General features: G+C 49.9%; 12 protein-coding genes. 9 read left to right on the plus strand and 3 right to left on the minus strand.

Annotated features, from left to right (window positions below; all coding sequences use genetic code 11):
* Positions 1–94 precede the first annotated feature (94 nt).
* A complete protein-coding gene (gene metJ / locus EQP46_RS13830; RefSeq protein WP_017009578.1) occupies positions 95–412 on the plus strand; it encodes a met regulon transcriptional regulator MetJ in 318 nt (105 codons plus the stop codon).
* A gap of 114 nt (positions 413–526) precedes the next feature.
* Here metJ and EQP46_RS13835 read toward each other — a convergent pair whose 3' ends face one another.
* The gene (locus tag EQP46_RS13835; RefSeq protein ID WP_129494230.1) at positions 527–1,777 is read right to left on the minus strand and encodes a malic enzyme-like NAD(P)-binding protein; all 1,251 of its coding nucleotides are present in this window, start codon (positions 1,775–1,777) and stop codon (positions 527–529) included.
* Positions 1,778–2,058: 281 nt separating this feature from the next.
* Positions 2,059–2,271, minus strand: coding sequence for a 50S ribosomal protein L31 (gene rpmE / locus EQP46_RS13840; protein ID WP_017009576.1), 213 nt, complete (start codon positions 2,269–2,271; stop codon positions 2,059–2,061).
* A 264-nt stretch (positions 2,272–2,535) separates the two neighbouring features.
* Here rpmE and priA point away from each other — a divergent pair, with 264 nt between their 5' ends.
* From priA to rraA, 7 genes are all read left to right on the plus strand, one after another.
* Positions 2,536–4,731 carry a primosomal protein N' gene (gene priA / locus EQP46_RS13845; RefSeq protein ID WP_129494231.1) on the plus strand — a complete coding sequence of 732 codons (2,196 nt, stop codon included), beginning with the start codon at positions 2,536–2,538 and terminating at the stop codon, positions 4,729–4,731.
* Between the two features lie 147 nt (positions 4,732–4,878).
* The gene (cytR, locus tag EQP46_RS13850) at positions 4,879–5,916 is read left to right on the plus strand and encodes a DNA-binding transcriptional regulator CytR (protein ID WP_276320902.1); all 1,038 of its coding nucleotides are present in this window, start codon (positions 4,879–4,881) and stop codon (positions 5,914–5,916) included.
* A gap of 80 nt (positions 5,917–5,996) precedes the next feature.
* Entirely contained in the window at positions 5,997–6,581 is a 585-nt protein-coding gene (locus EQP46_RS13855) for an SPOR domain-containing protein (RefSeq protein ID WP_129494233.1), read from the plus strand.
* Between the two features lie 145 nt (positions 6,582–6,726).
* Positions 6,727–7,251 carry an ATP-dependent protease subunit HslV gene (hslV, locus tag EQP46_RS13860; RefSeq protein WP_017009572.1) on the plus strand — a complete coding sequence of 175 codons (525 nt, stop codon included), beginning with the start codon at positions 6,727–6,729 and terminating at the stop codon, positions 7,249–7,251.
* A gap of 13 nt (positions 7,252–7,264) precedes the next feature.
* Positions 7,265–8,599, plus strand: a complete 1,335-nt coding sequence (hslU, locus tag EQP46_RS13865) for an HslU--HslV peptidase ATPase subunit (protein WP_129494234.1) — start codon at positions 7,265–7,267, stop codon at positions 8,597–8,599.
* 171 nt (positions 8,600–8,770) lie between these two features.
* Positions 8,771–9,676 (plus strand): 1,4-dihydroxy-2-naphthoate polyprenyltransferase, encoded by a 906-nt coding sequence (locus EQP46_RS13870; RefSeq protein ID WP_192545512.1) that lies wholly within the window; start codon positions 8,771–8,773, stop codon positions 9,674–9,676.
* Between the two features lie 164 nt (positions 9,677–9,840).
* Positions 9,841–10,326 carry a ribonuclease E activity regulator RraA gene (gene rraA, locus EQP46_RS13875; RefSeq protein ID WP_129494236.1) on the plus strand — a complete coding sequence of 162 codons (486 nt, stop codon included), beginning with the start codon at positions 9,841–9,843 and terminating at the stop codon, positions 10,324–10,326.
* A 134-nt stretch (positions 10,327–10,460) separates the two neighbouring features.
* Here the strand turns inward: rraA and zapB are convergent, their stop codons facing one another.
* Positions 10,461–10,703 carry a cell division protein ZapB gene (gene zapB / locus EQP46_RS13880; protein WP_129494237.1) on the minus strand — a complete coding sequence of 81 codons (243 nt, stop codon included), beginning with the start codon at positions 10,701–10,703 and terminating at the stop codon, positions 10,461–10,463.
* Between the two features lie 633 nt (positions 10,704–11,336).
* On the opposite strand from zapB, the gene glpK reads away from it, so the two are divergent.
* A complete protein-coding gene (gene glpK, locus EQP46_RS13885) occupies positions 11,337–12,842 on the plus strand; it encodes a glycerol kinase GlpK (RefSeq protein ID WP_129494238.1) in 1,506 nt (501 codons plus the stop codon).
* Positions 12,843–12,873: the final 31 nt, after the last annotated feature.

The raw sequence follows: 12,873 nt of genomic DNA on the forward strand, positions 1-12,873 counted from the left end.
GTTAATATCGCTAAAATTTATGTTCATCCAACCTGGGCGATTGCTTCCGGCGTTGACTGCGATTTGAGAATTGAACTGCTTATGAAGGTGAACGATGGCAGACTGGAATGGCGAATATATTAACCCTTACGCCGAGCACGGTAAAAAGAAAGAACAAGTAAAGAAGATCACCGTCTCTATCCCGCTGAAAGTGTTAAAGATTCTGACAGATGAACGTACTCGTCGTCAGGTGAATAATTTGCGCCACGCCACCAACAGTGAACTGCTGTGTGAAGCATTTTTGCATGCTTACACTGGTCAACCACTGCCCACGGATGATGATATTCGCAAGGACAAAGGCGACAGCGTGCCTGCGGAAGCAAAGCGCATTATGAAAGAACTGGGTATCGAGTTTAACGAAGAAGAATATTAATTTCGTTAGCAGAATGACAAAAAACCAGCCAATTGGCTGGTTTTTTTTATTTAAAAGAAAACGGTACTATTTTCCTTTCAAGGTACTACGTAAGAATTATGCGTCGATAAACGCTTATTTATCTTCCATGTAGTTTTCTGGCATCTCGATACGTGACACACCAGATTCCACCGCAGCAATCGCAACAGCTTTAGCAACGCGTGGCAGAAGACGTGGGTCCATCGGCTTCGGAATGATGTAATCAACACCAAAGCTCAAAGCATCAACACGTGCCGCTTTCAATACTTCTGCTGGTACAGGCTCTTTTGCCAGTGAACGGATCGCTTCAACGGCTGCTAACTTCATTTCGTCATTGATGCGGCTTGCACGTACATCCAGCGCGCCACGGAAAATGAACGGGAAACAAAGTACGTTGTTCACTTGGTTCGGGTAATCCGAACGGCCTGTACCCATGATCAAATCGTCACGCACTTGGTGTGCAAGCTCAGGTTTGATTTCTGGATCAGGGTTTGAACACGCAAACACAATGGGCTTTTCAGCCATAAGTTTCAACGCTTCTGGTGGCAACAAGTCTGGACCTGACACACCCAAGAAAATGTCGGCACCTTCAATCACATCTTCAAGCGTACGCTTGTCGGTGTTGTTCGCAAACAGTTGCTTGTATTCGTTGATGTCATCACGGCGCGTGTGAATAACGCCTTTACGGTCCAGCATGTAAATCTTTTCACGCTGCGCGCCACACTTGATCAACAGCTCCATACACGCAACCGCCGCTGCGCCTGCACCCAAACACACGACAACCGCATCTTCGATGTTTTTGCCTTGCAGCTCCAAGGCATTCAACATGCCCGCCGCGGTCACAATCGCGGTGCCGTGCTGGTCATCGTGGAAAACTGGGACATGGCAACGTTCGATCAACTGCTTTTCGATTTCAAAACAATCAGGTGCTTTGATGTCTTCAAGGTTGATGCCGCCAAAGGTGTCAGAGATGTTGGCAACCGTGTCGACAAACTCTTCAATGGTGCGGTGCTTTACTTCGATATCAATGGAATCGAGACCCGCGAAGCGTTTAAACAGTAACGCTTTGCCTTCCATCACAGGTTTTGATGCAAGTGGACCCAAGTTACCTAGGCCAAGGATTGCAGTACCGTTTGAAATCACGGCAACCATGTTACCTTTCGCTGTGTATTTATAAACATTATCAGCATCTTGTGCGATTTCACGAACGGGCTCTGCCACACCAGGGCTGTACGCCAACGCCAGATCTTCCACGGTATCAGCCGGCTTGGTAAGTTCTACCGAAATTTTACCTGGCACTGGATAGGCGTGATAGTCCAGAGCCTGTTGGCGTTTGTCTTCAGACATGTTGTTATTTCCTGATTGTATTTATCGTCATTGGTTAAAAACCTTGCCGCGTTAACGATCTCGCAAGCGAAGAGATCAATCCGAAGCAAGTTCAGGGCGAGAACATCCCTACCCTAAATGTAATCGTAAAATGTTAACGCAGTGAGAATTTCAGAACCACCCAATTCAACGGTTATTATTAATTAGTATCTATAGTGATTTATGGGACGGGTATTACATGCCGAAATGGCATAAAAAAAGGGAGGTGCTTTCGCACCTCCCTTTTTATTGTCTCTGCAATATTACTTGCTAGACAGAGCGCCAAAACGCTTGTTGAAGCGATCAACACGGCCGCCAGTGTCAACAACACGTTGCTTACCAGTGTAGAATGGGTGGCACTTGTCACATACGTCCAGGTTGATGTCTTTACCTAGAGTAGTGTTGAATTCAAAAGTGTTGCCGCATGAACATTTCGCAGTTACTGCAGCGTATTCTGGATGGATACCAGCTTTCATAGGGATAACCTCTAATATAAGGCCGTGTCGCTCTCCCGAGCCTATCGGGCACCACACGTCGTTAACAAACAAATTGTAAGGCGCGAAATTCTAATCAAGGAGACCTAGGATCGCAACTTTTTTGTTCAATTCATTTCAAGGCCAAGGATTGCACTGCTTCAGCACCTTGATTCAAAAAGAATATACTTTCGTCCTTTGCGCACCTGTTTCCCATAGGTACACTGTTCCTATGACGAGTCTCTTACTACGCAGCCTTTACACCTCATGACCCCAATCATTGCCCAAGTGGCCTTGCCTGTGCCGTTGCACAAAACGTTTGATTACCGAATTGGCAGTGACATGCCTGTTATCGGTGGGCGAGTGCGTGTGCCATTTGGTAAGCAGTTCAAAGTGGGCATTGTGGTTGCGCTGTCCGATACGTCCGATTTTCCGCTAGAACAAATCAAACCGATCAATAGCGTGATAGATGCCGCGCCTTTATGGCCTTCTCCTTTATATAAGCTATTAAATTGGGCGAGCCGTTATTATCAATACCCGCTTGGCGATGCGCTCGCGACCGTCATGCCTGGGCATCTAAGAAAAGGAAAGCTTGCGCAGCGTGAACGCGAACGTGTTTGGCAACTTACTGAATCAGGAAAGGTCCAACCGCTCACCGCGTTGAGTCGCGCACCTAAGCAGGCGCGGCTGTTAACCTTGTTGAGAAGCGGGGCGATGACACACAGCGATCTCCTTGATACCGAGTTAACGGCAGCTGTCATAAAAGCCGTTGAGGACAAAGGCTGGATTGCGCCTGTAGAGAATGTGCGCGCGAAGCCGTGGACATCGGGTTATGCCGTCGTCGAAGACAAACCTACCCTCAACCATGAGCAAGCCATGGCGGTGGCAACCATCAATGCCAACCCAGAGTTTGGCTGCTATTTGATTGAAGGGGTAACGGGTTCCGGTAAAACCGAGGTGTACTTAAACCTGCTTGAGCCTGTTCTAGCAAAAGGCCAACAAGCCCTGATCCTCGTGCCAGAAATTGGTTTAACGCCGCAAACCATCAACCGATTTAAGCGTCGCTTCAATGTCCCCGTTGAGGTACTGCATTCCGGCTTGAACGATACCGAACGTTTAAATGCTTGGCTTGCCGCACGCGACAACGAAGCCGCCATTATTATCGGCACCCGCTCTGCGCTTTTCTCGCCGTGCAAATCTCTTGGCATCATCATTGTCGATGAAGAGCACGATGCGTCCTATAAGCAGCAAGACAGCTTTCGCTATCACGCCCGTGATCTGGCAGTAATGCGTGGTCATGAAGAAAACATTCCCGTGGTGTTGGGCTCTGCCACCCCTTCCCTTGAAAGCCTTCACAACGCCACCACGGGCAAATACCACCATTTAATCTTATCGATTCGCGCGGGCAATGCCGTGAAAGCCAAACACGGCGTATTGGATATTCGCGGTTTGTACCTTGAGTCAGGGCTTTCTGCGCCCATGATTGCGGAAATGCGCAAACATTTGTCCGTGGGTAATCAGGTGATGTTGTTTTTGAACCGCCGTGGTTATGCCCCCGCCTTAATGTGTCACGAGTGTGGCTGGTTGGCCGAATGTAAGCGCTGTGATGCTTACTACACGCTGCATCAGCAAAGCGGCGAACTGCGTTGCCACCATTGCGGAAGTCAGCGCCCTATTCCGCACCAATGTGGCAGTTGCGGTTCAACACAGTTGATCAGCGTGGGTGTCGGTACCGAACAGCTTGAATCGCAATTGGCCAGCCTGTTCCCTGAATACAAAACCATTCGTATTGACCGCGATAACACGCGACGTAAAGGCGCGTTAGAGGAATACCTCAACGCCATCCACAATAAGGAATACCAGATCCTGATTGGCACGCAGATGTTGGCGAAAGGCCACCACTTCCCCGACGTCACACTCGTGGGCTTGGTGGACGTCGACAGCGCCTTGTTCAGTAATGATTTTCGCGCCCCAGAAAGATTGGCGCAGCTTTTTGTGCAAGTGGCAGGTCGTGCCGGTCGTGCCAGCAAACCCGGTTTGGTCTTATTGCAAACCCACCACCCAGAACACGCGCTGCTGCAATCGTTGATCCACAAAGGCTATGACAGCTTCGCGCGAGCAGCGCTGCAAGAACGTCATCAAGCGCAATTGCCGCCATTCAGTTTCTTTGGGTTGATCCGTGCCGAATCACACCAAAGCGACATGGTTGAGCAATTCCTGCAACAAGCGCGCACCGTGTTAGATGCTAGTCCATTAGAAGACGACGGCTGCGCCGTGATGGGGCCAGCCCCTGCACCACTTCATCGTCGTGCCGGGCGATACCGTTGGCAGCTGATCTTCCAAGCCCCAAGCAGGAAGATGCTGCAGCAGCGACTTTCCATTGCACTGCAAGCGATTCGCCAGCTTCCTCTCTCTAAAAAAGTCCGTTGGTCGCTCGATATCGAACCGCAAGACATGAGCTAAATGGTTTTCATTCGACTAAACCGACCGACATCACGTTATTCTTGTAATATCTGTTAACATGACCATGTTTAATACAGCCTCATCAGATTAAGATAGAGACACCAAGACACGTTTTGTCTCATTGCTGTAGGTCCCGATGGGGAAGCATTGCCAAACACATTAAGCAAGAGGAATAGCACTATGGCGACAATGAAGGATGTTGCCCATCTGGCCGGCGTTTCAACGGCAACGGTATCCCGCGCCTTGATGAATCCTGAAAAGGTGTCGGCATCGACACGGAAGAAAGTCGAACAAGCTGTGATGGAAGCAGGCTACAGCCCCAATTCATTGGCGCGCAACCTACGACGCAATGAGTCGAAAACCATCGTGGTTATCGTCCCAGACATCTGTGACCCTTACTTCACCGAAATCATTCGTGGTATCGAAGAAGCAGCGATGGAACACGGCTACCTCGTGTTGCTGGGTGACAGTGGTCAACAAGACAGTCGCGAAAGTTCTTTCGTGAACCTGGTATTTACGAAGCAAGCTGACGGTATGCTCCTTTTAGGCACAGACCTTCCTTTTGACGTCAGTAAACCAGAGCAGAAAAACTTACCGCCTCTCGTGATGGCCTGTGAATACGCGCCAGAACTTGAATTGCCAACAGTGCACATCGATAACCTGACGGCTGCGTTTGAAGCGGTGAACTACTTAACCCAAGTGGGTCACAAGCAAATCGCGCAAATCACGGGCTTAAAAGATGCAGCATTGACGCAATTCCGCGTGCAAGGCTATCAGCAAGCGCTGCGTCGTGGTGGCATCACCATTAACCCTGCCTATACCGTATCGGGTGATTTCAGCTTTGCGGCTGGCGCACGCGCCATGACATCACTGTTGTCTTTGCCAGTACCGCCCACCGCGGTGTTCTGTCACTCGGACGTGATGGCAATTGGTGCAATGCAACAAGCCAAGCGCCTCGGTTTCCGTGTTCCGCATGACATTTCGATTGTCGGCTTCGATGACATTCAATTTGCGGAATACTGCGACCCTGCACTGACCACGGTATCTCAACCGCGTTATGACATTGGCCGCCAAGCCATGTTGATGCTGTTGAAGATCCTCAAAGGCAACGATGTGCAAGCAGGCTCACGTTTGCTGGATGCACAACTGGTTGTTCGTGAGAGTGTTGCACCACCATCACGCTAAACTCAGTCTATCGGTACTGGCGCGCTTTCGAGCAAGCCAGTACCATATAGCATCCATTCGAAGAAAAGATACGCAAATAAGTGGCAACCAGAGATTATGTCAAACGTGGCAAAGCGCCGCGTAAACCGACCCGAAATACCAAGAAAGCCCCCCCAAAAGCGGCCTTCCCATTAAAGTGGGCGATTATCGCTATTTTACTCGTGGGCGCATTCGGTTATGGCCTTTTCCTCCTCGCCACCAGCACGCCACCGGAAAACACGACACCTGCTGAACAGAAAGTAGAGAAACCCGCACCTGCCTCTAAAGCGTCCTCTTCAAGCCAAAAGGCAAAAGAAACCTTGCCACCACAGCCCAAAGAAAAGTGGTCATACATTGAAGAGCTCGAAAACAAAGAAGTCGAAGTCGAAGCGAACGAGCAAGAAGTATCGAGCCGCCCTTACCTGATGCAGTGCGGTGCTTACCGAAGCTCGAGCCAAGCCGATGAGCGTAAAGCCATGATTGCTTTCCAAGGCTTAGAAAGCCATGTCAAAACCAGCCAAGGCGAAAAAGGCATCTGGTATCGCGTCGTTCTAGGGCCTTACCCGCTCAAACGCGAAGCAGAACGCGACCGCAACATGCTGCGCCGCGCAGGCATAGAACCTTGCGCAATCTGGTACTGGAACTGATTTAATCCGGTTTTTCGGCGAAAAAATCCTATAAAGCAGGGTTTCATCCCTGCTTTTCCCCTTGAATTTAGTTTTCTCCATCCCCACCTCTGTTGTTAACAACCCATACTGGTTATAAGCCAGAGCAAAACGAAGAGGTTCTTCCGTGACAACGATTGTTTCAGTCCGCCGCAACGGCAAAGTTGTGATCGCCGGTGACGGCCAAGTGTCACTGGGTAACACCGTAATGAAAGGCAATGCCCGCAAAGTTCGCCGCCTATACAACAACAAAGTACTGGCAGGTTTCGCTGGCGGCACCGCTGATGCCTTCACCCTATTCGAACGTTTCGAGCGTAAGCTGGAAATGCACCAAGGTCATTTGACCAAAGCCGCGGTTGAGCTCGCTAAAGATTGGCGTTCTGACCGTGCACTGCGCAAGCTAGAAGCACTGCTTTGTGTTGCGGATGAAACCGCGTCTCTGATCATTACCGGTAACGGTGATGTGGTTCAGCCAGAGCACGATATGATCGCCATCGGTTCAGGCGGTAACTTTGCACAGGCTGCGGCCATTGCATTGCTAGAAAACACAGAGCTTGATGCACGCGAAATCGCCGTGAAATCTCTGACCATTGCTGGCGACATCTGTGTCTTCACCAACCAGCACCACACCATCGAAGAACTTGATTACTAAGCAGGATCCCAGCATGTCTGAAATGACCCCACGCGAAATCGTGTCTGAACTAGACCGTCACATTATTGGTCAAACCAAAGCTAAACGTGCCGTTGCGATTGCGCTTCGTAACCGCTGGCGTCGCATGCAGTTGGATGAAGATCTGCGCGCAGAAGTGACGCCTAAAAACATCCTGATGATCGGCCCTACTGGTGTCGGTAAAACTGAGATCGCACGTCGTCTCGCAAAGCTTGCGAACGCGCCGTTCATCAAAGTTGAAGCCACCAAGTTCACCGAAGTGGGCTACGTGGGTAAGGAAGTGGAAACCATTATCCGTGACCTGACTGACGTTGCAGTAAAAATGACCCACCAGCAAGCGATGGAAAAAGTGAAATTCCGCGCTGAAGAACTGGCTGAAGAGCGCATTCTCGATGTCCTGCTGCCGCCGCCGCGCGATGCATGGGGACAATCTGAAGAGCCAAAAACGGATTCGAGCACACGTCAAAGCTTCCGTAAGAAAATCCGTGAAGGCCAGCTTGACGACAAAGAAATCGAAATCGATGTTGCTGCACCGCAAATGAGCATGGAAATCATGGCGCCTCCAGGCATGGAAGAAATGACCAGCCAGCTGCAAGGCATGTTCCAAAACCTTGGTGGTGGTAACACGTCGAAAAAGCGCAAAATGAAGCTAAAAGATGCCCTTAAAGCCGTGACGGAAGAAGAAGCTGCCAAGCTGGTTAATCAAGAAGAATTGAAAGACCAATCTATCCACATGGTTGAAAACAACGGCATCGTCTTCATCGATGAAATCGACAAAATCTGTAAGCGTGGCGAAAGCTCAGGCCCAGACGTATCACGTGAAGGCGTTCAGCGTGACCTGCTTCCACTGGTTGAAGGCAGCACGGTTTCCACCAAACACGGCATGGTACGTACCGACCACATCCTGTTTATCGCATCCGGTGCTTTCCAAGTGGCAAGCCCATCGGATTTGATTCCTGAGCTGCAAGGTCGTTTGCCAATCCGCGTTGAACTTGAAGCGCTATCCGCGTCTGACTTCCAACGTATTTTGACTGAGCCAAATGCGTCTTTGACAGAGCAATACTCTGCACTGATGGGCACAGAGCAATTGAACCTGACCTTCACGCCAGACGGCATTGAAGAAATCGCGAACGCAGCATGGCGCGTGAACGAACGTACTGAGAATATCGGTGCGCGTCGTCTACACACTGTGATGGAGCGTTTGGTTGATGAAGTCTCTTTTGACGCGAGCGAACGTGGCGGTGAATCTGTTGAGATCAACGCAGAATACGTGCGCAACTGCCTCGAAGAGCTGGTTGATGACGAAGATCTGAGCCGCTTCATTCTGTAATCCTTACGATTATCAGACAGTAAGCAGAAAATAGGCAGCCAAGGCTGCCTATTTTTATTTCTGCCCACCAAGCCCTATGTCATCACTATCACGGCTAATTTGGGCTTCAACATTGCCGATAGTGCAAAAAATGCCAATAATGTCGCCTGATTCTTTAGGTACTGCATGGCTATGTCTTCAATCACTCTTTCAACTTGGCTCGACGCTGCGCGTCCTAAAACACTGCCGCTCGCCATCGCGTGCATCCTGTGTGGCAGTGCAGTTGCAGCCCAAACTGACCGTTTTTCTATCACCATTACCTTGCTCGCCTTGGTGACAGCATTGTTGTTGCAGATCCTCTCCAACCTTGCCAATGACTATGGAGATGCCGTCAAAGGCACAGACAATGACGATCGTTTAGGCCCTAAGCGTGCCATTCAGCAAGGCTTGGTCACCACCACCACGATGAAAAAAGCCATGGCGCTGAACATCGTACTCACCATTCTATCCGGTGCGGCATTGGTGCTGACCGCCTTTGATCAAACGGCTGATATTCTGAGCTTCATTGGTTTAGGGGCGCTCGCCATTGTCGCGGCGATTTGCTACACCGTTGGCAACAAACCTTACGGCTACCGTGGCCTTGGTGACTTGTCCGTGTTGATCTTCTTTGGCTGGCTCGGTGTGGCGGGCACTTACTACTTGCAGACCGGCTCACTGAGCTCTGCGGTGCTTTTGCCTGCGACTGCCTGTGGTTTACTTGCGGTGGGTGTACTGAACATCAACAACCTTCGTGATATTGATAACGACAAAGCCTGCGGAAAACACACCTTGGTCGTGCGCATGGGTGCAAGATGGGGTCGTGTTTATCATCAAGTTTTACTGGCAGGTGCCTTTGGGTGTTTTTCGCTTTACGCCTTATTAGAGCATGCACCTCTGACTGGCTGGCTGTTTATACTGGCGCTGCCGCTCGCCCTCAAACATGGTAAAGCCGTGTGGACATCGCCTGATGGTGAAACCTTGCGCCCGATGATGGCTGACATTGTGAAAGTGGCATTGCTGACCAATTGTTTATTCGCTATCGGTGTCTTAGTTCGCTAAGACATCCTCGTACATAAAGGCGTTGCGCCTCCGATTTATGTTTTGAGTCATTGCAATGCCCTCCCTTGTCGTTATACTTTTTTGACATAGGGTGGCGGTGAGCTTTTCTCGAACCGTCACTATTTTGCCTTCCGGCCATTTACGCCCCAAGAAGAAGTCTGATTATGGAATACAATACCTCTGAACTGTGCGACATGTACCTCGATCAGGTTGATGTGCTTGAACCTATGATGAGCACGTATGGCGGCCGAAGCTCTTTTGGCGGTCAAATTGTCACTGTGAAATGCTTTGAAGACAGTGGACTTATCCGCCAAGTGGCTGAACGTAATGGCGAAGGTTGCGTCATGCTTATCGACGGCGGTGGCTCATTACGCCGCGCTATCGTAGATGCAGACATTGCTGCGTTAGCGGCAGAAAACAACTGGGAAGGCTTAGTGGTTTACGGTTGTGTACGCGACGTTGATGCGCTGGATGAAATTGATATTGGTATTCAAGCGCTGGCATCCATTCCTGTTGGTGCAGACAACCAAAGCGTGGGTGATACCGACATTCCTGTGAATTTTGGTGGCGTCACCTTCATTCCTGAAGATCACCTCTATGCCGACACGACAGGTGTTATTCTTTCTCAAGAGCCTATCGACATTGAATAATCGCACATTGGCGTGAACGTTGATGTGTTGTCTACCCAATCGCCTGAAGATGTAAGATTCAGGTCTTTTTGGGTATGTGCCCCAGTGAAAACAGTGAGGCACAAAGAAAAACAGAGCCCATCGGCTCTGTTTTTTTATTCTACTTCTTCAATCTTACCAAGCAGGCTGCGAATGCGTTGTTGCCATGCCTCTTGGTCCGCGCGAAGACGCGCATTTTCTTGTTCTAATGCATCTCGGCTTTCACGAACAGTGTCCGTTTCTTGGCCCAAGGTTACGTTTTTTTCTTTAAGCTCTTCGATTTCCATTTGAAGCAGCGAAATGGTATCCACTGCCATCTGAACTTTGGCTTCAAGCTGCTCTAAAATTTCCAATGACATCAAGGCCACCTTTCTCATCCAACTAAATCTCGCCAAGGCTTGCCCGATAAGGGTTCTTCACCTTGTGCGTCCCAGAAAACCTATTCTAACGGGGCATGGCGCAAGCCGCACCTTTCTAATACGTTTTTAGATCACAAGCGAACAAAAAAGCGGCACTTTTAACATTTTCTCATACCGCCTTTATTTCCAATTCAGGTTATCTTGCCACCATTTTGACTAACAATGCGATCTCACTCAATTTATATTCACTTTTAACGTGGTACCGTATACATGATCGTATCTCTCTTGGAGTATTCCAAGACTTGCCGGTATCGGCTGGGCTGACACTCATCGTGTCAGCCTTTTCTTTTTGCCCCCTAAAAAACCACCGGAAATTATTCACTTCGTCTCACGTTCCCTTTAATGACACCCAGATTCACCCTGTGAATGCTCAATCGCGCATTCATATTGCATAAATAATGAGCGAACGCACATTTAGACGCGCAAACACTTCACGAAATCCGTTTCGTCTCTAAAGTAGCAGGTACGATTATCGTGGCAGCCAAGACCACGAGCATGAAATGGGTCTCGTACCTACCCCAATAACCGAATTCTTAGCGCTATGCTGTTTAGAGGAAACAAAGAGGACCACCTATGAGCACGGAACAGAAATACGTCGTCGCACTGGATCAAGGCACCACCAGCTCTCGTGCGGTTATCCTCGATCATGACGCGAACATAGTCACCGCCGCCCAGCGCGAATTTACGCAAATCTACCCGCAATCAGGCTGGGTGGAACATGACCCTCTTGAAATATGGGCCACGCAAAGCGCGACATTGGTTGAAGCGCTGGCGAAATCAGGTATCCGATCCGACGAAGTCGCAGCCATTGGTATCACTAACCAACGCGAAACCACCATTGTGTGGAACCGCCATACTGGCAAACCGATTTATAACGCGATCGTATGGCAGTGCCGCCGTACCGCCCCGATTTGTGAACAACTCAAATCGGATGGCTACGAAGATTACATTCGCGAAACAACGGGCCTTGTGGTTGACCCGTATTTCTCTGGCACCAAAGTAAAATGGATCCTCGACCATGTTGAAGGCGCGCATGAACTTGCTGCGAAAGGCGATCTGCTGTTTGGTACTGTTGATACTTGGCTTATCTGGAAGATGACCCAAGGGCGTGTTCACGTAACGGATTACACCAACGCTAGCCGTACCATGCTGTTCAACATCAACACGCTGGAATGGGATGAAACCATGCTCAAAGCATTGGGGATCCCAGCATCCATGATGCCAGAAGTAAAAGCCTCATCCACGGTTTATGGTGAAACCAACATTGGCGGTAAAGGCGGCACACGTATTCCTATCGCCGGGATTGCGGGCGATCAGCAAGCTGCCCTGTTTGGTCAAATGTGTGTCGAACCGGGCCAAGCGAAAAACACGTACGGAACAGGCTGTTTCTTGCTCATGAACACGGGCAAAGAAAAAGTGACGTCAAACAATGGACTTCTCACCACCCTAGCGTGCGGACCGAAAGGCGAGGTCGCGTATGCGCTAGAAGGTGCTGTGTTCATGGGCGGCGCGTCTATCCAATGGCTACGTGATGAAATGAAACTCATCAGCGATGCGAGCGATTCGGAATACTTTGCGACGAAAGTGGATACCAGCAATGGTGTATATGTTGTTCCTGCATTTACCGGCCTAGGTGCGCCGCATTGGGACCCGTATGCACGTGGCACCATCGTAGGGATCACACGTGGTGTGAATGCAAACCACATCATTCGCGCCACACTGGAAGGCATCGCGTATCAATCCCTTGATGTATTGACCGCGATGGAAGCCGATTCAGGTATTAAGCTCGATTCACTGAAAGTGGACGGCGGTGCCGTGGCCAACAACTTCCTGATGCAGTTCCAATCCGACGTATTAAACACGGAAGTAAAACGTCCGAAAGTCACCGAAGTGACCGCGCTAGGCTCTGCCTATCTTGCAGGTTTAGCCGTGGGCTTCTGGAGTAGCATTGACGAGCTCATGAACAAGTCAGAATTGGATCGTAGCTTCACACCTTGTGAAGATGACGGCAAACGCGAACGCCGTCACCGCGGTTGGCAGCGTGCGGTTGAATGCTCTAAAGGCTGGGAAGACCACTAAACCTTGCCGTGACCGCTCAATAGCTCAGCAC

Source organism: Enterovibrio baiacu, from assembly GCF_004120195.1.
Lineage (GTDB): Bacteria > Pseudomonadota > Gammaproteobacteria > Enterobacterales > Vibrionaceae > Enterovibrio > Enterovibrio baiacui.